This window comes from Actinomadura sp. DC4, from assembly GCF_030406325.1.
Taxonomy (GTDB): domain Bacteria; phylum Actinomycetota; class Actinomycetes; order Streptosporangiales; family Streptosporangiaceae; genus Actinoallomurus.
On the sequence record NZ_JAUEQY010000034.1, the window covers coordinates 71,444 to 91,985 of the forward strand.

The following is a 20,542-nucleotide window of genomic DNA, read 5'->3' on the forward strand; positions in this document are numbered from 1 at the left end:
CGGCGATGGGGATCGCCGCCACGGGGGTATGCCTGTGGGAACGTCAGGGAAGTTGGCGGTGGTGAGCCCCACCGCCGGGGAGAGCGAACGGTCGGCCCTGCTGGTCGGCGAACGCGCGCTGTTCGTCGAGGGAGACCTGCGGACCGGCCGGAAGTGGCTGGACGCGGCCTACCACGAGGCCGAGCGGAACCACGACGAGCAGGCGATGGCGCGTGCGGCGCTGGGCCTGGGCGGACTCTGGGTGCACGAGCACCGTACGGCGGGAGACGCGGCGATCGTACGGGAGCGTCAGCGCGACGCCCTGACGATGCTCGACGCGGACTCCTCGCTCGCGCTCCGGCTGCGCGTACGGCTGGCCGGGGAGGAGGACTACCGCAACGGGACGCACGCCGCGATCCTCGCGATGGTGACGGAGACGCGACGGGCGGGCGACGAGGTCGCGCTCGCCGAGGCGCTGAGCCTGGCCCACCACTGCGTTCTTGGCCCGGCGCACGGGGCGCTGCGGCTCAAGCTGGCCGGTGACCTGATCGCCGCGGCGGCGCGGACGAGGCGCCGCGGCGACCGGATGATGGGCCTGATGTGGTACACGGTCGACCTGTTCCTGGGCGCCGATCCGCACGCCGAACGCCGCCTGGAAGAGCTGCGCGGCGCGCTCGCGGACGACGACCATCTGGCGGTCGGCTTCGTCGTCGGCGCGATGGAGGTGATGCTCGCCATCAGAGACGGCCGTTTCGCCGAGGCCGAGACTCTGTCCGGCAACTGCGCCGAACGCGGGGTGGCGGCCGGCGACGTCGACGCGGTCGGCTGGTACGGGGCGCAGCTGGGCTCGATCCGGTGGTACCAGGGCCGGATCGCCGAGCTCGTGCCGATGCTGTCGGAGCTGGTGGACTCGCCGACGCTGAGCACGGTGGACAACGCCTACTTCGCGGCCCTCGCGGTGGCGGCGGCGAGCGCGGGGGACCGGCGGCTGGCGGAGGGCATGCTGGCCCGCCTGCGCGGCCGGAACCTGGCGGCGCTGTCGCACTCGAGTAGCTGGCTGACGATGATGTACTGCGTCGTGGAGGCGGCCCACCTGCTCGGCGACACCGAGACGGCGGCCCAGTCCTACGCCCTGCTCAGCCCGTTCGCGCGGCTCCCGATGATCGCCAGCCTGGGCGTCACGTGCTTCGGGTCGGTCCACCACAGCCTGGGGGTCGCCTCGCTGACCAGCGGCGACGTGGCGACGGCGATCGAGCACCTGAACGCGGCCGTCCGCGCGAACCTCGCCCTGGGACACTGGCCGGCCGTGGTCCTGTCCCGGTCGCGCCTCGGCCAGGCGCTTCTGCTGCGGGACGGACCGCGGAGCGAGGCGGCGCACCGGGAGCTGGCCCTGGCCGCGCAGGACGCGGCGGCGCTCGGCATGGCGGCGCCCGCCGTCGCGGAGCACGGTCTCGCGGCCGGGGCGGGGGCGCCCGCGGTGGTGTGCCGGCGGCGCGGCCGGCAGTGGCACGTCGAGCTGGGCTCCCGGTCCGTGCTCGTCGAGCACAGCGTGGGGATGCGGCACCTGGCGAGCCTGCTCGCCAACCCGGGCTATGAGATCCTCGCGACCGACCTGGCCGCCGGGGCCGGCCTGCTCGACGCGGCGGGCGTGGCCGAGGGCGTCGCCGTGGAGTCCGCCCAGCCGGTCCTGGACGAGGTGGCCAAGCAGAAGTACGAGGCGCGGCTGGCGCAGTTGCGCGATGAGATCGAGGAGTACGGGCCGAACGGGTCCGCGACGGACGCCCTCCGTGTCGAGCGCGACTGGCTGATCGCCGAGATGTCCGCCTCGGCCGGGCTGGGCGGGCGGTCGCGGGAGTTCGCCGGCAACCCCGAACGGGCCCGGATCGCGGTCGGCAAGGCCATCCGGCGCGCGCTGAGCCGGATCACCGAGGCCGACCCGGTGATCGGCGCCGAGTTACGCGCCACCATCCAGACCGGCATGCGCTGCTGCTACCGGCCTGGCTGACCGCCGTCGGCGCAGACCCCGCCGCCGGGCGCGGCGGGGCTCATCTACATCATCACTGTCAGTCGGCGTCGGCCGGGGCGCCGGGGGAGATCAGGCCCGTCTCGTAGGCGAGCACCACGGCCTGGACGCGGTCGCGCAGGCCGAGTTTGGACAGGATGCGCGCCACGTGGGTCTTCACCGTCGCGGCGCTCAGGGTCAGGCGGGCGGCGAGCTCAGCGTTGGACAGCCCGGTGCCGAGCAGGCGGAGCACCTCCAGCTCGCGCGGTGTCAGCTCGGACAGGTCGCGGTGCAGGCTCGCGCGCGTCTCGTCGCGGGCGGCGAAGCGCTCGATCAGGCGGCGGGTGATCTTCGGTGCGAGCAGGGCGTCACCGGCGCGGACCAGGCGTACCGCGGTCACGAGGTACTCGGGCGTGACGTCCTTGAGCAGGAACCCGCTCGCGCCCGCCGTGAGCGCGCCGTACACGTAGTGGTCGAGGTCGTAGGTGGTCAGGATGATGACCCGGGTCTCGCCCCCGTCGGCCAGGATCCGCCGCGTGGCCTCCAGGCCGTCCATCCGCGGCATGCGGATGTCCATGAGCACGACGTCGGGCCGGGAGCGGCGTACGGCGGAGACCGCCTCGACCCCGTCGACCGCCTCGGCCACCACCTCGATGCCGTCGGCGGCGAGGATCATCCGGAACCCGGTCCGTACGAGCGACTGGTCGTCGGCGATGACCGCGCGCAGGCGCGCGCCCCCTCCTTCGCCGGAGGAGGGGGCGTTGTCGGTTCGTTCGCTCATGTGCCCGTCCAGGGGAGCCGTGCGCTGAGGCGGAACCCGGCCGGGAGCCGCCGCCCGGTCTCCAGGGTCCCGCCGTAGACGGCCAGCCGCTCGCGCAGCCCGATCAGGCCGCGGCCCGCACCCGCTCCGGCGCCCGGCGTCCCGCCGGTGTCGGCGACCTCGATCTCCAGCCAGTCGCCGTCGTAGCCGATCGTGACGGTGGCCGTCGCGCCGACCGCGTGCTTGATCGTGTTGGTCAGCGCCTCCTGGACGACCCGGTACGCGGTCAGGTCGACCCCGGGGGGCAGGGACCCGGGCGGCGTGGACACCGCGACGTTCACCGGGACCCCCGCGGCGCGCACCCCCTCGATCAGGCCGTCGAGCCGGTCGAGCCCGGGCTGCGGCTCCAGCCCGTCGGGCCGCTCGTCGTCGGTGGCCGACAGCAGGCCCATGACGTGCCGTAGCTCGGACAGGGCGGCCCGGCCGCTGGCCTCGACCGAGAGCATGGCCTCCTTGGACAGCTCCGGCTCGGCGTCCATCACCTTGCGCGCCGCACCGGTCTGGATCACCATCACGCTGACATTGTGGGTCACCACGTCGTGGAGCTCGGCGGCGATCCGGGCGCGCTCCAGCTCGACGGCCTGGCGGGTCGCCTCCTCCTGTGTCCGCTGCAGCTCGGTCAGCCGGAGCTGGCTCGCCCGCAGCCGCCGCTGCCACGAGCGGATGAGGGTGGCGACGACGCCGGCGACCAGGAGGACGAAGAACGGCCCCGACCAGCCCGGCAGCGACGGGTCGGTGTGGCGGAACGCGACCCCGGCCAGTACGGCCGCCAGCACGAGGCTCGCCGTCGCCTGCGCCCGGTAGCGGCTGTACGCGATGGCGCTGTACGCGGCGATCACGTACGCGAGCACGGTGATCAGGGTCGCGCCGTCGCGTACCTCCTGCGCGGCGAACATGACGATCCAGAAGACGACCAGCGGATAGCGGCGCCGGGCGACCAGCGGCAGCACCGTGAGCACGGTGAGGAGCCAGGGCGTGTGGTGGAACACGACGCCCGGAGGCGGCGGCTCGGGCGGCTCGGGCGGTGCGGGCGGGTCCCCGACGCGCGGGTCCACGTGGACGACCGTGTCGGAGGGCCGGTGTGCCGACGCCAGCGCGAGGAGGGTCAAGACGACGGCGAGCACCGCGTCGGAGACCGTCGCCACCCGGGACGGCGGAGCGCCCTTCGGCTCCGGGCGCAGCATGTCGCGCAGCTGCTGCCACCGGACGCGCCACTCGACCCTGTACACCGTCTCATTGTCACGCCTCCCCGGAGGCCGGCGCATCGGCCCGATTGACCAGGGGCCCGTTCCCGCGATCTACATCGCAGTGATGACACCGCGGCGGGTCCTCCGCATGGGGTATCCGATCTCGACGCGGCGGGCGACGCGCGCGGCCGGGACCCACGCCTACCTTCGCTTTCACCAGCCTCGGCCGCGGTTCGCGGCCCGCCGATCGCGGAAGGACGAACCCCTCGTGGGAAACCTGATCGAGTTGGAACGCACGACCAAGGGATACGACGGCGCGGACACGCGGGCGCTGGGACCGCTGACGCTCACGGTCGAGGCCGGTGAGGCGCTCGCCGTCACCGGGCCCTCCGGCAGCGGGAAGTCCACGCTGCTCAACCTCATCGCCGGTCTCGACAAGCCGACCTCCGGCACCGTGACCGTGGCCGGCCGGCGGATCGAGCGGCTCGGCGAGCAGGCGCTGGCGCGGTACCGCCGCGAGCGGATCGGCATGGTCTTCCAGTTCTTCAACCTGCTCGACGACCTGACCGTCGCCGACAACGTCCTGCTGCCGGCCCAGCTCGCCGGGATGCCGCGCGCCAAGGCCGCCGCCCGTACCTCCGAGCTCCTGGAGACGCTCGGCATCGAGCGGTACGCACACGCGTACCCCGGCCGGCTGTCCGGCGGCGAACGCCAGCGCGTCGCGATCGCGCGGGCGCTGGTCAACCGCCCGGCGCTGCTGCTCGCCGACGAGCCGACCGGCGCGCTGGACACCGCGTCCGGCCAGGACGTACGGGAACTGCTGGTCGAACTCCACCGGGGCGGCCAGACCATCGTGCTGGTCACCCACGACCTCGCCCTCGCCGAGGCGTGCGCGAGCCGGACGGTCCACCTGGTCGACGGCCACGTGGCGTCCGACCAGAGGGCGGAGCTCACCCGATGAGGGGACTCGGCGCGATGAGCCGGGTCGTACGGTCCGGAGTGGGCCGGCGGCGCGTCCAGACCCTGGTGGTCACCCTGGCCACGCTGATGGCGGTGGCCTCGGCGGTCGTCGCGGGATCGCTGATGGTCGCCTCCTCCCAGCCGTTCGACCACGCCTTCGCCCGCCAGCACGGCCCGCATCTGATCGCGCAGGTGGACACGGCCAAGGCGAGCGCGGCGCAGCTGGCCGTGACCGCGCACCTGTCCGGCGTCACCGCGAGCGCCGGGCCGTACGAGACCGCGGTGATCAACCCGCTCGACCCGAAGGGCGTCCGGGCGCCGCAGCTCACGGTCGTCGGCCGGGCCACGCCCGGCGGCGGCGTCGACGACCTCACCCTGGACTCCGGGCGGTGGGCGGCGAAACCGGGCGAGATCGTGATCCCGACCGGCTTCCCGCCCGAGATCTTCCCGCTCGGCTCCGTCCTGCGGGTCCCGGACGGCCCGGCGCTGACGGTCGTCGGCCGGGCCCAGTCGGTCAGCCAGACCGGGGACGCGTGGGTCGTGCCCGGCCAGCTCCGCGCGCTCCGGGCGAAGGGCGCCCCCGCCACCGCGGAGATGCTCTACCGCTTCGCCTCCGCCGGCACCAAGACGCAGATCGCCGCCGGCCGGACGACACTCGCGTCGGCGCTGCCGCAGGGGGCGCTCGTCGGCACGCGGTCCTACCTCGACACCAAGTTCAGCGCCGACGCGTCCTCGGGCCCGTGGGTGCCCTTCCTCATGGCCTTCGGCGCGCTCGGCCTGTGCATGTCGGTCATCATCGTCTCCAGCGTGGTCAGCGGCGCGGTCGGGTCGAGCCTGCGCAGGATCGGCATCCTCAAGGCGATCGGCTTCACCCCCGGCCAGGTCGTCCGCGCCTACATCGCCCAGGCGCTCATCCCGGCCGTGATCGGCACCGCCCTGGGCGTCGTGCTCGGCAACCTGCTGGCGCTGCCGCTGCTGGGCGACGCGGGGCAGGTGTACGGGAGCCCCAAGCTGTCGGTGGCCTGGTGGGTCGACCTCGCCGTGCCTGCGGTCGCCCTGGCCGTGGTCGTGGCCGCCGCACTCGTGCCGGCGCTGCGCGCCGGGCGGCTGCGGTCCATCGAGGCGATCGCCGTCGGCCGCGCGCCGAGCACCGGTCGCGGCCAGTGGGCGCACCGCGCCGTCGGACGGCTGCCGCTGCCGCGCGCGGTGACCCTCGGCCTGGCGAGCCCGTTCGCACGCCCGGTCCGTACGGCCGCCATGGTCGCCGCGGTGGTGTTCGGCACGGCCGCGGCGACCTTCGCGGTCGGCCTCACCTCGTCGCTGAACGCCGTCGCGGACGCCCAGCATCCCTCGGCGGAGGCCGCGGTCTCGGTCCTGGTCAAGCAGCCCGCGTCGGGTGCTCCGGACGGGCCGCCCAGCCTGTCCGCCGCCGACCGCGCGCAGATCACCGGCGCCATCAAGGCGCAGCCGGCCACGCAGTCGTACTACGGGAAGGCCCACCACGAGGTCAACGTCGAGGGCGTCGAGGGTACGGTGCCCGCCCAGCTCTTCGAGGGCGACTCGCGCGACGCCGCCTACGAGATGATCGCGGGGCACTGGTTCACCGGCCCGGGACAGGTGGTCGTGCCGACCCACTTCCTCAGCGCGAGCGGCAAGAGGATCGGCGACACCATCACGGTCGTCGACCAGAGCGTACGGGTGCCGCTGCGGATCGTCGGCGAGGCCTTCGACCCGGGCGACGACGGGATGAAGATCGACGCGGACGCCGCCTCGTTCGCGGCGATCAAGGGAGGGGCGCCCATCGACTCCTTCGACATCGTGCTGAAGCCCGGGGCCGACGCGAGCGGCTACATCGTGCGGCTCAACGGGGCGATGGCGTCGACGAACGGAGAGGCGGTGCGCAACGACGACTCGGGCGGCGGCCTTCTCATCATCATCGAGGCGATGGCCGCGACCCTCACGCTCCTGCTGGTCGCCGTCGCCGGGCTCGGCGTGCTGAACTCCGTCGTCCTGGACACGCGGGAACGCGTCCACGACCTGGGCGTCTGCAAGGCCGTCGGGATGTCGCCCCGGCAGACCATCACCATGGTGATGGCCTCGGTGGCGGCGCTGGGCCTGGTAGGCGGGGTCATCGGCGTGCCGATCGGCGTGGCGCTGCACGGCTTCGTCCTGCCACGGATGGGAGAGGGCGCGGGCACGGCGCTCCCCCCGGACGTCCTCTCGGTCTACCACGCGCTGGAGCTGGTGTTCCTCGGGCTGGCGGGAGTGGCGATCGCGGTGCTCGGCGCCTCACTTCCGGCCGGCTGGGCCGCCAAGGCCCGTACGGCCACGGCGCTGCGCACCGAGTAGACGGCGCGCGGCCCCGGCCGGACCGGGGCCGCGCGTGGTCAGCCGACGGGGGCGCCGCTCACGGTCCCCACCGGCGGGCCGATCGGGGGCCGCGGGTCCGGCTTCAGCGGGGGAGCAGGAGGGACGTAGCAGTGATGGTTGTGCGCGCAGGGGTCCGCCTGGGAGCCCCAGGAGTGGTGACGCGACCGGCCGTGGCGGGCCGCCGCGGAGCGCGCGGGCGTGGCCTTACGGTGTTTGCGCACGGCGTGACGGGGCGCGGGTGTGGGCGTGGGGCTGGGCGCTGGCGTGGCCAGGAGGAACGGCGACGGCGTCATCCGCGTCCGGGCGGCCACGTCGCGGGACCCGTGCCCGCCGAAGACGCCGGCCAGTACGGCCGCCGCCGCGACGAGGAGCACGACCGCTCCGGCCACCGAGAACACCCAGCGTCTGGCCACGGAGACCTCGACCTTCGAGAGGGAACAGAGGGGCGCATCCTGCGGACAAGGCTCAGGCGGCCCCACACGCCCCTTCGGCCAAGATCGGACGGAAGCCGGTAGAACGTATCAATCCCCCCGCAGCCCCGCCACCGAATACGACGAGGCCGAAGAGAGCTGCCATGAGGATGTGGATCAGCGGCGGGTGTGGCGGGAGCCATCGTCCCCGGTCAGGTCGAATCCCGAGCCTGTGCCAGGCGGCGGCCTTCATGGATCGATTCGGTCAGGCCGGGCGCAGGACCGCCACGCCGCGTGCGGGGAGGCGCAGGAGCCCGGACGGTTCCGTTCCGGTCAGTTCGTCGCGCATCGGCGTGGGCAGGGGGACCTCGGCGGCCTCGGTTCCGTGGTTGAGGACGATGTAACGCGGCCCGTCCTCGGTCTGGCGGACGCGCGCCTGGACGGTCTCCGGCAGGCCGGGCAGTACCGGGTCCACCCCCGCCTCCTCCCGTACGCGGTCGAACAGGTGGCGCATGGTGGTCCGGTCGGGCCGGGTGGCGAGGTACCACGCCGTACCCCGGCCGAAGCGGTGCCGGGTCACGGCCGGCCGCCCCGCGAGGGCGCCCGCCGCGAACAGCTCGACGGCCTCCGCGCCCTCAAGGCACACCTCCTCCGACCACACGCCGCCGAGGCCGCGCGACAGGGGGACGGTCCCGCCCGAGGGCAGCGGATGGAACTCCTCGACGCGCAGGCCGAGCATCCGCCGGAACGGCGCCGGGTAGCCGCCCAGGTGCACGCGGTCGCACGGGTCCACGATGCCCGAGAAGAATCCCATGACCAGCGTGCCGCCCTCCTCGACGTACCGCTCCAGGCCGCGCCCGGCCTCCGGGGAGGTCAGGTAGAGGTTCGGCACGACGACGAGCCGGTACGCCGACAGGTCGCCGTCCGCCCGTACGACGTCACACGCGACGCTCGCGTCGTGCAGCGGGCGGTGGCAGGCCCAGGCGGCGTCGAGGAAGCGCACCTCCGAGCTCGGATGCGCCGGGCCCTCCAGCGCCCACCAGCTCGGCCAGTCCAGCACCAGCGCGGCGTCGGCTCGCGGCGCACGCGCGCCGGCCAGCGTACGGGCGGCGGACAGTTCCCGGCCCAGCTCGCGCACCTCGCCGAAGATCCGGCTCGACGGGCCGCCGTGCGGGACCATCGCGGAGTGGAACTTCTCCGCCCCGCCGCGTGACTGTCGCCACTGGAAGAACATCACCGCGTCGGCGCCGTGCGCCACCGCCTGCCAGCTCCACAGCCGCATCGCGCCGGGCGGCTTGGCGGCGTTGCGCGGGCGCCAGTTGACCGCGCCGGGGGCCTGCTCCATCAGCATCCAGGGCTGCCCGTCGCGCAGCGAGCGCATGACGTCGTACGACAGCGCGACCTTGGCGACGGCGTCATCGTCGTCCGGATCGGGGTAGGCGTCGTACGCGACGACGTCCAGGTGCGGCGCCCAGGTCCACTGGTCGACCGGGCGCAGCGACGGCGGGAAGTTGGTCGTGACCGGGACGTCCGGCGTGACGCGGTCCAGCACCTCCTTCTCCGCCAGGTGGCAGGCCAGAAGTTCGTCGGAGGTGAACCGCGCGTAGTCCAGCTCCTGCGCGGGGTTGGCGAACGGCGCCGGCGAGCGCGGCGGCAGCACCTCCTCGAACGCGCCGTACCCCTGCGCCCAGAACCGCGTCGACCAGGCGTCGTTCAGGCCGGCGACCGAGCCGTACCGGGCGGCGAGCCAGCGCCGGAACGCCGCCGCGGACACGTCGCAGTGGCAGGGGACGACGTTGCCGTACTCGTTGCCGACGTGCCAGAGCGCCAGCGCCGGATGGCCGCCGTAGCGGGTGGCGACCCGCTCGGCCAGCCGTACGGCGTGCTCGCGGTAGACCGGGCTGGACGGGCAGTAGTGCTGCCGCCCACCCGGCGTGATCGCCCGCCCGTCCTTCCGTACGGTGAGCATCTCCGGGTGCAGCGTGGTGAGCCAGGGCGGCGGCGAGGCCGTCATGGTCGCCAGGCAGGCCGCGACGCCGCCGGCCGCCAGCCGGTCGAGAACCCGGTCGAGCCACCCGAAGTCATACTCCCCCGGACGTGGCTCGACCGAGGCCCAGGAGAAGATGCCGACGCTGACCAGGGAGACGCCGGCCTCCCTCATCAGCGCCAGATCCTCGTCCCAGACGTGCTCGGGCCACTGCTCGGGGTTGTAGTCGCCGCCGTAGGCGACGCCGAGCCGGTCCCGCAGGCGGGCGATCCGCCTCACCCCTCACCGCCGATCCGGTCCAGCGGGAGCGACAGGCGCAGGCGGCGGCGGGCGGTGGCGAGCTCGTCGTCGGGGACGGCGCGGGAGTAGATCCGCACGTCGGAGACGGACCCGTGGAAGCGCTGCACCCCGTCGAGGCGCTGGCCGACGTCGATGCCGTCGATGGTGAACTGCTGCCCTTCGGTGACCGACCCGCCGGGATCGGCCACGGACGCGGCCCGGCCGTCGACCGACAGGGCGAGCGTCCCGGCCGAGCGCCGCAGGACGACGTCGTGCCACTGCCCGTCGTTGTAGGCCTGCGTCGTGCTCACGGTCGCGGTGCCGCCGCCGGTCCCGATGAGGGCGACGAGCCGCTTGTTCGCCGGTTCGGCCCGCAGCCAGACTTGCGGAGCGCTGCTGCCCACCCTGTAGGCCCACAGGATGACGTGGGTCCCGGCCGTGTCGGAGTAGCGGATCCGCGCGTGCCAGGTGAAGTCGCCGGCGCCCAGGTCGAGGGAGCGCGCCCATGGGACCTGCACGTAGTCGTCGACGCCGTCGAACTCCCCCGGAACGGTCATCTCGCCACGAACGTAGCCGTCGTTGCGGTACCCGGACAGGTCGGGCGTCGTCGGGCCGGGCGCGGGCGGCCTGGGCAGGCCCGGGGGAGTCCCGTTGGGCGTCTTGAGGTACGCGTCGTTGAACCGGGCGAAGCGGATCTCCTCGTACGGCCCGGCCTGGCCCGCCTCGTACAGCAGCCCGAGCCGGCCGCCGCCCTGGTCGATCAGGTCCGAGTACGCGGACGGGCCCCAGTAGACGACCTTGCCGACCTTCTGGAAGTTCCGTCCGTTGTCGGACGACGTGCGGACCGCCATGATCTCGCGGCTGACCGGGTGGTCCGGGACGGACAGGAAGATCCGGTGCCCGACCCGCAGCACCGAGCCCTGAACCTTCGGCGCGTCGAGCCTCGGCAGTGTGCGGAACGGGGCGTCGAAGGTCCGCCCGCCGTCGCTGCTGGTGGCGATGGTCCGGTTGCCCGGGTCGGTGCCGGTGTTGTCACGCGCGTTGACGTAGATCCGGCCGTCGGCGAGCTCGGTGGCGCTCAGCTCACCCGGGCTCACGTCGTTGGTCGTGCGGGTGTCCTCCGCGCCGATCTTCCAGGTCGTGCCGCCGTCGTCGCTGTAGTCGAGGTGGCCGCCCTGCGGGCCGCCCGCGAGCGCGCCGCCGTCCCCCTCGTGGTTGGCCGCCACGATGAGTCGTCCCTTGTGCGGTCCGTGCCGGAGCTGGATGGCATGGCCGGGACCGGTGGCGTACCAGGAGTTCCAGGCGGGCTTGACGAGCTGACCGGTGAGGTCGCGCGCCGCGGACCACGTGGCGCCGTCGTCGTCGCTGTACTGCACGAACGGGTGCCGGATGGTGGCGTCGGCCCCGGGGTTCCAGGTCGTCATGAGGACGATGCGGCCGGTCCGCCGATCCACGACCGGGGCCGGGTTGCCGCGTGTGTCCCCGTCGCCGGGCAGGACGACCTGGAGCGGGCCCCACGTACGGCCGCCGTCGGTGGAGCGCTTGAGCACGAGGTCGATGTCGCCGGCGTCGCCGCAGCCGTTGACGCGGCCCTCGGCGAAAGCGAGCAGGGTGCCGTCCTTCGCCCTGACGACGGCGGGGATGCGGAAGCAGAAGTAACCCTCGGTGTGCTGGGAGAACAGCACCTGTTCGGCGAACTCCGGAGCGGTCCTGACACTGGTGGCGGCCGTGGCGAACGGAAGCGCCGCGGCGACGAGCGCCACGACCGTACGAGGGGATCGGAGGTGGGGCACGCTGTTCTCCCGGTCAGATGAGGGCGGCCTTGGACAGGTGGTCCTTGACCCGGGCGATGTCGTCGGCGTCGAGAGGGATCTGCGGGAGAGCGGTCGTGGGATGGGCGATGACGCCGCGCAGGTAGAGCGCGGCCTTGAACGCGCCGAGCGCGGAGGAGCTGCGGCCCATGTGCGGCCCGCCGACGTGCACGAGCTGGAACAGCTGGAACAGGCGCTCCTGTTCGGTACGCGCCGCGTCCCAGTCGCCTCGCGACGCGGCCTGGTACAGCCGCACGTAGCCGTGCGGGTCGACGTTGCCGAGGCCCGGGACGACGCCGTCCGCGCCCATCCACAGCGCCGAGTCGACGGTCAGCTCCGAGCCGGTCAGCACGGCGAACGAGGACAGGTCGCGCTCACGGCGGCGCAGGAGCACCTCGCGCAGCCCGCCCTCGTCGCCGCTGGAGTCCTTCAGCCCCGCGAGCACGCCCTCGTCGGCGAGTTCCAGCAGCAGGTCCGCGCTGAGCTTGCTGTGCACCGAGACCGGCAGGTCGTAGGCGTACACGGGCACGTCCGACCGGGCCGCGATCGTACGGAAGTGGATCGCGATCTCCGCCGGATGGGTACGCGTGTAGAACGGCGCGGTGGCGACGAGGCCGTTCGCGCCCGCCTCGACCGCCACGCGCACGTGGTCGACGACACGGGGCGCGGTCATGTCGATGACGCCCGCCAGCACCGGGACCTGGCCCGCCACATGGCCGATCACGGTGTCCAGCACGGTTCTGCGGTGGCCGTCGGGCAGGAACGCGACCTCGGAGGAGGAGCCGAGGATGAAGAGCCCGTCGACCCCGCCGTCCAGCAGGTGGTCCACCAGCCGGGTCAGCGAGGCGGTGTCCACCTCGTGGTCCGGGGTGAGCGGGGTGCACACCGGGGGGATGACGCCGGACAACGTGGCGGCGTTTGTCATGAACGCTCCTGTGCTTGGCTGATCAGTTCGCGGTCGGTGGCGCCGGAGAGGACCGGGTGGTGGCAGCGGAAGAAGCCCTCGCCGTCCGGTTCCACGGCGGGCATCTCCCCGGCGCAGAGGTCGTCGGCCTTCCAGCAGCGGGTGCGGAAGGGACAGCCGCTCGGCGGCCGGGTGGCCGAGGGAACCGGTCCCACCAGGGGGATCGGGTCGATGGGGGACAGCAGGCCGGGCGTGGAGGAGAAGAGCGCCCGCGTGTACGGGTGGCGCGCGCCGCCGGGGACCGCGTCCGCCCGCGTCTCCTCGACGATCCGCCCGAGGTACATCGTCACGACGCGGTCGCTCATCCGGCGCACGGTCTGGATGTCGTGGGAGACGAAGACCATGGCCAGCCCGAAGCGCTGCTTCAGGTCGTCCAGCAGGTTGAGGATCTGCGCGCGGACCGAGACGTCGAGCGCGCTGGTCGGCTCGTCCGCGACGAGCAGCCGTGGCCGCAGCGCGAGAGCCCGCGCGATCGCGACCCGCTGCCGCTGGCCACCGGAGATCTGGCCGGGCAGCAGGTTCGCGGCGCCGGCGGGCAGCCCGACCAGGTCGAGCAGCTCGCGTACGCGCTCGTCGCGCTCGGCCGGCGTGCCCACGCGGTGGACGTCGAGCGGGTCGCGGAGCACGCGGTGGATCGGCAGCCTGCGGTTCAGCGCCGTGGACGGGTCCTGGAAGACCAGGCCGACGTTCGAACCGATCGCGTGGCGGCGTTCGGTGTCGCGCATCGCCCAGATGTCGCGGCCCGCGCAGGAGACCGTGCCCGCGGCCGGTCTCTGCAGCCCGACCAGGACCTTGGCGAGGGTGGACTTGCCGCAGCCGGACTCGCCCACGACGCCGACGGTCTCGCCGGGTTCGATCGCCAGGTCGGCGCCGGTGAGCGCGTACACCCGGTCCCGGGTGAACAGGCCGCCGGAGCGCGCCTTGTGGACGACGTGGACGTCGGCCAGCTCGACGAGTGGTCCTGGGGCGTTCTCGTCGTTCATGAGCCCTCCGGGGTGCCGGCGGCGGACAGGGGAGCGGAGACGTCGAGCGCGGGATGGTGGCAGGCCACCGAGTGGCGGTCGCCCTTGCCGGCCAGGCGCGGCGTCTCGGTCTCGCAGATCTCGGTGGCCGCGGGGCAGCGGTCGGCGAACCGGCACCCGGCGGGGAAGTCGGCAGGGGAGGGCACCACGCCGTGGATCTGGGTGAGGCGCTCCGCGCCGGACTCCAGCGAGAGCACCGAACCCAGCAGGCCGCGGGCGTAGTGGTGTGCGGGCGCGCCGACCAGCGCGGAGGTCACGCCGGTCTCCACGATCTGCCCGCCGTACATCACGACGACCCGGTCGGTCACGTCGGCGACGAGCGCCAGGTCGTGGGAGACGAGGATGAGCGCGAAGTCCAGCTCCGCGCGCAGCCGCAGCAGCAGCTCGATCACCTGGGCCTGCACGGTGACGTCCAGCGCCGTCGTCGGCTCGTCGGCGACGATCAGCTTGGGCTCGCGCGACAGCGCCATCGCGATCAGCACGCGCTGCCGCTGGCCGCCGGACAGCTCGTGAGGATAGGACGAGAGCGTACGGCCGGGGTCCAGGCCCACGAGCTCCAGCAGTTCGGCCGGGCCGCGGTGGCCGCCGCGCCGGACCACCTGCTTGAGCTGGGCCCGTACGGTCATTGCCGGGTTGAGCGACGACAGCGCGTCCTGGTAGATCATCGCCATGTCGTGGCCGAGCAGCCGCCGCCGCGCCTTCCGCGGCACCTCCAGCAGGTCCTTGCCGTCGAAGCGGATCTGGCCGCCGACGCGGGCGCCGCGCGGCTCCAGGCCCATGATCGTGAGCGCGGTCAGGGACTTGCCGCAGCCGGACTCGCCCACGAGCCCGAGCACCTCGCCCGGACGTACGTCGAAGGAGATGCCGTCGACGATGTCCACGCCGTTGTGACGGCCCTCGAAGCCGATGGTGAGGTTCTCCACGCTCAGGACCGGGCGGCCCTCCGGCAGTGGACGGGCCCGGCCGGCCAGCCGGCGCGCGGCCTCGGTGAGGTCCGCGAGCTCGACGCTCCGGCCCGGCGCCGTCCGCTCGCGGGCCCGTACGGGGGAGGTCTCCGCCTGGCGTTCGGCCGGCGCGGCCCAGGCGTCGGAGACGCCTTCGGCCAGGATGTTCAGCGCGAGCACGGTGATGAGGATCAGCAGGCCGGGAAAGACGGTCGCCCACCAGCCGCCGAGCAGCACCATGTTGCGGCCGTCGGCGATGACGCTGCCCCATGAGGGGTCCGGCGGCCGTACGCCCGCGCCGATGAACGACAGGGACGCCTCGAAGACGATCGCGTCCGCCACCATCACGGTGCAGAACACCAGGACGGGCGCGGCGCAGTTGATCGCCACGTGCCGGAGCAGGATGTGCGGCGCACGCGCGCCGATGACCCGCTCGGCGGCGACGTAGTCCTCGCCGTACTGGGCCAGCACGTTCGCGCGGACGACCCGTGCCACCGACGGCATGTAGAGGAAGGCGATCGCGAGCACCAGCACCGGGATGCCGCCGCCGAAGACCGCGACCAGCACCGCCGCGAGGGCGATGCCCGGGAACGCCATGATCACGTCGAGCGTGCGCATGATCGCCTCGTCCACCGACCTGCGGGAGATCGCGGCGATCGCGCCGACCAGCGCGCCGCAGACCAGCGCGATCGCCGTGGCGCCCAGGCCGATGACCAGCGACCAGCGTGAGCCGTACAGCAGCCGCGTGAAGATGTCGCGGTTGGCGCTGTCCAGGCCCATCCAGTGCGACACGCCGGGACCGCCGCCCTTGGCCTCCTGCACGTACGGCGAGTGCGGGGCCAGTACCGGCGCGAAGATCGCGGCGAGGATGATCACGACCACGACGCCGAGGGCGATCCACGAGGCCGGGCCGAGCCGCCGGAAGCCGATGCCCGCACGTGACAGTCTCTTCGCGAGTCCGCTGCGCATCAGCCGGCGCTCCTCAGTCGGGGGTTGACCAGCAGGTAGAGGACGTCGATGACGAGGTTGATCACGACGAAGCCGGTCGCGATGGTCAGCACGACGCCCTGGACCACGGCCGGGTCGCCGTTCCGTACGGCGGTGATCATGAGCTGGCCCATGCCGGGGAGCGCGAAGATGGTCTCGATCACGACCGCGCCGCCGAGCAGGTAGCCGACCCGCAGGCCGAGCACCGTCAGCGGGTTGATCAGCGCGTTGCGCAGGACGTTGCGGCCCACCACGACGATCGGCGGCAGGCCGCTGCCGATCGCGGTGCGCACGTAGTCCTTGTCGAGCTCCTCCACCATCGACGTGCGGATGATCCGGGTGAGGTAGGCGGCGACGGGCAGCGACAGGGCCAGCGCCGGCAGGGTCAGCGACCGTATCCAGCCGCTGGGGGAGTCCGCCGGGTTGACGTAACCGCTGGTCGGGAACCAGCCGCGGTCGACCGCCAGGTACTGGATCATCAGCAGCGCCAGCCAGAACGCCGGCGCCGCCACGCCGACCAGCGACACGAGCCGGATGAGCTGGTCCGGCCAGCGGTCCCGGAAGATCGCCGCGGTGACGCCGAAGATCAGGGCGAGCACGACGGCGATCACCAGGCCGAACAGCGTGAGCTGGAGGGTCAGCGGCAGTGCGGTGGCCACCGAGGCGCGTACGGGCGCCTTGGTGAGCACGCTCGTCCCCATGTCGCCGCGGACGAGCTGCCCGACGAAACGTACGTACCGTACGGGCAGCGGGTCGAGCAGCCCGTTCTGCACCTGGAACTGGTGGATCTGCGCCGCGGTCGGGTTGGCGCCCTGGAAGTAGGCGTACTCCGGCTTGTTGTCGGAGAACCGCATGACGACGAAGACGAACAGGACGACGCCCAGCAACAGGGGAATCAGGATGAGGACGCGGCGCACCAGCATTCTGGCGACGACTGCCACGAGTGCCTCCTCGGTGGTCGGATCGGGGTTGGGGGCCGCGGCTCAGGTGCGCTTGGCCTGGAGCAGGGTGACGCCGGGGTAGGCCTGGGCCCGGACCCCGGTGAGCTTCTTGGGGTTCCAGGCGGTCATCAGCTCGGTGTGCACGACCGGATAGAGCACGGCCTGCTCGGCGATGACGTCGATGTACTGGTGCAGGAGCGCGAGCTTCTTCTGGCGGTCCGGCTCCTCGGCGGCCTTGTCCATCAGCGAGAAGAGCGCGGTCGCATCCGAGCTCTTGTCCCACTTGGTGTACTTCATCCAGGTGCCGCCGGACGTGTAGTTGTAACGCAGGATGAGGTCGGCGTCGAGACCGAACTGGTTCGGGTTCGAGGCCGCCGCGACCACCTGGTAGGACTGCGACTGGTCCATCTTGGTGAACAGCGCGCTCGTGTCCTGCGGCTCCAGCGAGGTCTTGACGCCGATGGCCTTCCAGGAGTTGGCGATCGTGGGCAGGCAGTCGACGATCCAGCTCACGTTGACGGCCATCAGGTCGATCGTCAGGTCGGTGACGCCAGCGGCGGCCAGGAGCGACTTGGCCTTGGCCGGGTCGTAGTCATAGACCGTCTTCGCGCGGGCGTACGCCGCGTTCTGGGGGTTGAGGAAGCTGCTGGCCGCCGTGCCGTGCCCCTTCAGCGCCACGTCGATCATCTTCTTGGTGTCGATCGCGTAGAAGAGCGCCTGCCGGACCCGTACGTCATCGAACGGCTTCTGGCCCGTGTTGAACATCAGGAACATGTGGTTCATGCCCTTGCCGCCGTCGACGGTGAGCCCCTGCTTGCGGAGCTGGTCGATGTTGGCGTACGGGACGTTGTCGGCGATCTGCGCCTCGGCGCTGCCGCCGGAGATCTTCGCGACGCGGGCGGAGGCGTCCACGATCGACAGCCAGTTCATCTTCTGGATCACGGGCTTGCGCGGGCCGTTGTAGTCGGGGAAGGCCTCGAACGTGGTGTTGGACTTCGGGTTGTGCGCGGTCATCTTGTACGGGCCCGAGCCGACGGCCTTGCCGTTCTTGGCCGCGTCCCAGCCGCCCGGGGCGCCGAACACGTGCTTCGGCATGATCTTGGCGATGGTCAGCCGCTGGAGCGCGTCCGGGAAGGAGAACTTGAAGACCAGCTCGACGGTGGTGTCGTCGACCTTGCGGACGTCCTTCAGCCAGGTGGCGAAGAAGGAGGAGGTCAGGGTGGAGGAGTCCCGCACGCGGTCGAAGGAGAACAGCACGTCGTCCACCGTCACCGGCTGCCCGTCGTGCCACTTGGCGCCCGGACGCAGCGAGAACTTCCAGGTGGTCGCCGCGGGATCGGCCGGGAGCGCGGTGGCCAGCGCGGCGTACGGGGCGCGCGTGATCGGGTCGGTGTCGACCAGGCCCTCGTAGATGTGGTTGTTGCCGGCCATCGCGAAGGCCGACGCGCTCATGCTCGGGTCCCAGCTCTGGTCGTTGCCGTAGCCGATGACGACCGTGGCGAGATTCTTGTCGCCGCCGGAGCCGGTGGAGCCGGTCGAGGCGGGGCCGCCGCATGCGGCGACCGTGGTGGAGATGGCGGCCGCGGCACTGAGCGTCCCGCTGTAGCGCAGGAAATCACGGCGGCTGAAGGCGGATCGAGGGGCGCTCACGGTGTCTCCTGTAGTGGACTGTCAGGCGGGCGGCGGATCTGACGGCGAACAAGAGGTAGATATGGGACGTCCCACGTCCTATCTCCTGCTAGCGTTGGAGACTAAGAGCCGGTCTTGTCCCGAGTCAAGAGCAGATGATCAGGAGATTTCCGTGACGTTGCGCGACGGTCGTCCCGGTGTGACAGTCCCCACTCGGAGCCGCAGGTTCAGCCGTGCGCTCGAGGTGCAGGAGGCGGTCAAAGAGATCATCGTGCGGCGCGGTCTGGTCGCCGGAGACCCGCTGCCGACGGAGTCCGAGCTTATGCAAGAACTGGACATAGGCCGCAATTCGGTCAGAGAGGCATTGAAAGCCCTCCAGGCCGTCGGCATCGTCGACATCCGCCACGGCTTCGGCATGTTCGTCGGTCAGATGTCACTGAACGGCCTGGTCGACGAGCTGGCCTTCCACAGCCGGATCACCCCGCAGGACGAGCCGAGCCACCTCGCGCACCTCACCGAGATCCGCGAGATCCTGGAGAACGGCCTCGCCCGGCGTCTGATCGACCGGCACAGCGGCGCCGACCTGGAGGGGCTGCTCTCCCCGGTCCGCGAGGTGATCGAGCAGATGGAGGCCGAGGCGCTGGTCGGCGCGGTCTCACCCGAGACCGACCGGCTCTTCCACGACCTGCTCTACCGGCCGCTGGGCAACCCGCTCGTCGGTCAGCTCCTCGGCGCCTTCTGGCAGGTCTACCACCAGCTCAGCGACGATCTGGGCACTCCCGACGAGAGCCCGGCCTACGTCGCCCGCAAGCACCGCGACATCTACGCCGCGGTGGTGACGGGGGACCGGGCGGCCGTCGAGGCGGCGATGCGCGCGCACTTCGCCGGCATCCACGCACGGCTCGCCCGGCTCCGTCGTGACTGAACGCCCTACCCCAGGTCGCGCAGCGCGACCCGGCGGAAGGTGATCGTCTCGTTCGCGCCGGCGTTGCCGGTCTCGTAGAGCAGGCCCACGGTGCGGGAGTCGACCTGGACCAGGTCCGAGTAGGAGGCCGGGAGCTGCGACAGCGTGAGCACCGGCTGCCACGTGACGCCTCCGTCGTGGCTGGCGCGCAGGGTCATGACGGCGCGTTTGGCCGGGTCGGCAGGCCCGGAGTACAGCAGCGGCGCCCTGTGCCCGCGCGTCTGCAGGACGCTGCCCTCGACGACCGGCCCGGCGAGCGCCGGCTGCGGCGCGAACGGCGCGCGCAGCGTACGGCCGCCGTCCCGGCTGTAGGCGCCGGCCCGGGTGCCGTCCGACGTGCCGTTCTGGTCGCGGGCGTTGAAGTAGACCCGGCCGTCCGTGAGCTCCGTCGCGGTCGTCTCGTTGACGTTGACCACGCCGTCGGTGTTGTCGTCGACATAGCCGATGTGCCAGGTCCGGCCGTTGTCGTCGCTGTAGAGGTCATGCCCGCCGTAGTACTTCGCCTCGGAGCCGAGGTCGGCGGAGCCGGCCGGGGGAGCGATCGAGTGGTTGGCCGGGACGACGAGCCGGCCGCGGTGCGGGCCCCGGGTCAGCCGGGTGGCGTGACCGGGCCCGGTGGCGTACCAGCGCCAGCCGGGCAGCTTGGCCGTGGCGGTGATCTCGCGCGGCGCGGACCACTTCCTGCCGTCGTCGTCGCTGTACTGCACGAAGACGCGCCGGCCGTCCTCGGCCGAGACCTGCCCGCGCAGGATCGCCGCCTCGGTCGCCGTACCGGCGTTGTAGGTGGTCAGCAGCACGATGCGGCCGCTCGCCGTCACGACCGGAGCCGGGTTGCCGGAGGTGTTGGCGCCGCTGTCCTGGACGACCTGCAGGGGGCGCCAGGTGCATCCGCCGTCGGTCGAGCGCTTCACCACGGTGTCGATGTTCCCGGCGTCCCCGAGCCCGTCGGACCGGCCCTCGGCGAACGCCAGCAGGTCACCGGACCTCGTGGTGATGACCGCCGGGATGCGGAACGCGCTGTAGCCCTCGGTCCCGGCCGTGTACGGCACGGACATCGAGCACCGGGCCGACGCCGCTTGGGCCGGCGTCGCGCCGACGGCCGCCACCAGAGCCGCTGCGGCCAAGGCAGGCCCGCCGTGCTTGTACAGACGCATGACTTCCCCTTTCAGGAAGACATGGGACGTCCTATGTCCTCGGCAAGTTAACGGGGCGCATCTAGATCGTCAAGCGGGCTCCCGCGCCTTCCACTGGCGACGCTGGGTGATCACCGAATCTGCGCTGTGCGA

The 20,542-nt window shown here is 72.5% G+C and carries 15 protein-coding genes; 4 read left to right on the plus strand and 11 right to left on the minus strand.

The genetic code is table 11. The features are described 5' to 3' along the window. The first annotated feature begins 61 nt into the window (after positions 1 to 61). A complete protein-coding gene (locus QWU11_RS39315) occupies positions 62 to 1,984 on the plus strand; it encodes a hypothetical protein (protein ID WP_290119641.1) in 1,923 nt (640 codons plus the stop codon). A gap of 58 nt (positions 1,985 to 2,042) precedes the next feature. On the opposite strand, the gene QWU11_RS39320 is transcribed toward QWU11_RS39315, so the two are convergent. Further along, a complete protein-coding gene (locus QWU11_RS39320) occupies positions 2,043 to 2,762 on the minus strand; it encodes a response regulator transcription factor (protein ID WP_290119642.1) in 720 nt (239 codons plus the stop codon). Continuing rightward, positions 2,759 to 4,030: a histidine kinase gene (locus QWU11_RS39325; RefSeq protein WP_290119643.1), complete on the minus strand. Its 1,272-nt coding sequence runs from the start codon at positions 4,028 to 4,030 to the stop codon at positions 2,759 to 2,761. The genes QWU11_RS39320 and QWU11_RS39325 overlap by 4 nt, the downstream gene beginning before the upstream one ends. A gap of 226 nt (positions 4,031 to 4,256) precedes the next feature. On the opposite strand from QWU11_RS39325, the gene QWU11_RS39330 reads away from it, so the two are divergent. Then, entirely contained in the window at positions 4,257 to 4,949 is a 693-nt protein-coding gene (locus tag QWU11_RS39330) for an ABC transporter ATP-binding protein (protein ID WP_290119644.1), read from the plus strand. Beyond that, positions 4,946 to 7,297: an ABC transporter permease gene (locus QWU11_RS39335; RefSeq protein ID WP_290119645.1), complete on the plus strand. Its 2,352-nt coding sequence runs from the start codon at positions 4,946 to 4,948 to the stop codon at positions 7,295 to 7,297. The genes QWU11_RS39330 and QWU11_RS39335 overlap by 4 nt, the downstream gene beginning before the upstream one ends. A gap of 38 nt (positions 7,298 to 7,335) precedes the next feature. Here the strand turns inward: QWU11_RS39335 and QWU11_RS39340 are convergent, their stop codons facing one another. The 8 genes from QWU11_RS39340 to QWU11_RS39375 form a co-directional block, all read right to left on the minus strand. After that, on the minus strand, positions 7,336 to 7,731 hold the full coding sequence (locus tag QWU11_RS39340) for a hypothetical protein (RefSeq protein WP_290119646.1): 396 nt from the start codon (positions 7,729 to 7,731) through the stop codon (positions 7,336 to 7,338). Between the two features lie 262 nt (positions 7,732 to 7,993). Continuing rightward, complete coding sequence (locus tag QWU11_RS39345; protein WP_290119647.1) at positions 7,994 to 9,994, minus strand: beta-galactosidase; 2,001 nt, start codon at positions 9,992 to 9,994, stop codon at positions 7,994 to 7,996. Continuing rightward, complete coding sequence (locus QWU11_RS39350; protein ID WP_290119648.1) at positions 9,991 to 11,787, minus strand: sialidase family protein; 1,797 nt, start codon at positions 11,785 to 11,787, stop codon at positions 9,991 to 9,993. Before QWU11_RS39350 ends, QWU11_RS39345 begins: the two co-directional genes overlap by 4 nt. A gap of 13 nt (positions 11,788 to 11,800) precedes the next feature. After that, on the minus strand, positions 11,801 to 12,730 hold the full coding sequence (locus tag QWU11_RS39355) for a dihydrodipicolinate synthase family protein (protein ID WP_290119649.1): 930 nt from the start codon (positions 12,728 to 12,730) through the stop codon (positions 11,801 to 11,803). Then, on the minus strand, positions 12,727 to 13,752 hold the full coding sequence (locus tag QWU11_RS39360) for an ABC transporter ATP-binding protein (protein ID WP_290119650.1): 1,026 nt from the start codon (positions 13,750 to 13,752) through the stop codon (positions 12,727 to 12,729). The genes QWU11_RS39355 and QWU11_RS39360 overlap by 4 nt, the downstream gene beginning before the upstream one ends. Then, complete coding sequence (locus tag QWU11_RS39365) at positions 13,749 to 15,704, minus strand: dipeptide/oligopeptide/nickel ABC transporter permease/ATP-binding protein (RefSeq protein ID WP_290119651.1); 1,956 nt, start codon at positions 15,702 to 15,704, stop codon at positions 13,749 to 13,751. Before QWU11_RS39365 ends, QWU11_RS39360 begins: the two co-directional genes overlap by 4 nt. After that, complete coding sequence (locus tag QWU11_RS39370) at positions 15,704 to 16,663, minus strand: ABC transporter permease (RefSeq protein WP_290119652.1); 960 nt, start codon at positions 16,661 to 16,663, stop codon at positions 15,704 to 15,706. The genes QWU11_RS39365 and QWU11_RS39370 overlap by 1 nt, the downstream gene beginning before the upstream one ends. Before the next feature lie 42 nt (positions 16,664 to 16,705). Further along, positions 16,706 to 18,313, minus strand: coding sequence for an ABC transporter substrate-binding protein (locus QWU11_RS39375; RefSeq protein WP_290119653.1), 1,608 nt, complete (start codon positions 18,311 to 18,313; stop codon positions 16,706 to 16,708). Between the two features lie 178 nt (positions 18,314 to 18,491). Between QWU11_RS39375 and QWU11_RS39380 the strand changes: the two genes are divergently transcribed. Beyond that, entirely contained in the window at positions 18,492 to 19,217 is a 726-nt protein-coding gene (locus tag QWU11_RS39380) for a FadR/GntR family transcriptional regulator (RefSeq protein ID WP_290119654.1), read from the plus strand. 5 nt (positions 19,218 to 19,222) lie between these two features. Here QWU11_RS39380 and QWU11_RS39385 read toward each other — a convergent pair whose 3' ends face one another. After that, the gene (locus QWU11_RS39385; protein ID WP_290119655.1) at positions 19,223 to 20,410 is read right to left on the minus strand and encodes a sialidase family protein; all 1,188 of its coding nucleotides are present in this window, start codon (positions 20,408 to 20,410) and stop codon (positions 19,223 to 19,225) included. Positions 20,411 to 20,542: the final 132 nt, after the last annotated feature.

What these genes read in the sequence shown, in the direction of transcription:
- QWU11_RS39320 (WP_290119642.1), bottom strand. Translation starts at nt 2,762, where the DNA reads ATGAGCGAACGAACCGACAACGCCCCCTCCTCCGGCGAAGGAGGGGGC.
- QWU11_RS39335 (WP_290119645.1), top strand. Translation starts at nt 4,946, where the DNA reads ATGAGGGGACTCGGCGCGATGAGCCGGGTCGTACGGTCCGGAGTGGGC.
- QWU11_RS39355 (WP_290119649.1), bottom strand. Translation starts at nt 12,730, where the DNA reads ATGACAAACGCCGCCACGTTGTCCGGCGTCATCCCCCCGGTGTGCACC.
- QWU11_RS39360 (WP_290119650.1), bottom strand. Translation starts at nt 13,752, where the DNA reads ATGAACGACGAGAACGCCCCAGGACCACTCGTCGAGCTGGCCGACGTC.
- QWU11_RS39365 (WP_290119651.1), bottom strand. Translation starts at nt 15,704, where the DNA reads ATGCGCAGCGGACTCGCGAAGAGACTGTCACGTGCGGGCATCGGCTTC.
- QWU11_RS39385 (WP_290119655.1), bottom strand. Translation starts at nt 20,410, where the DNA reads ATGCGTCTGTACAAGCACGGCGGGCCTGCCTTGGCCGCAGCGGCTCTG.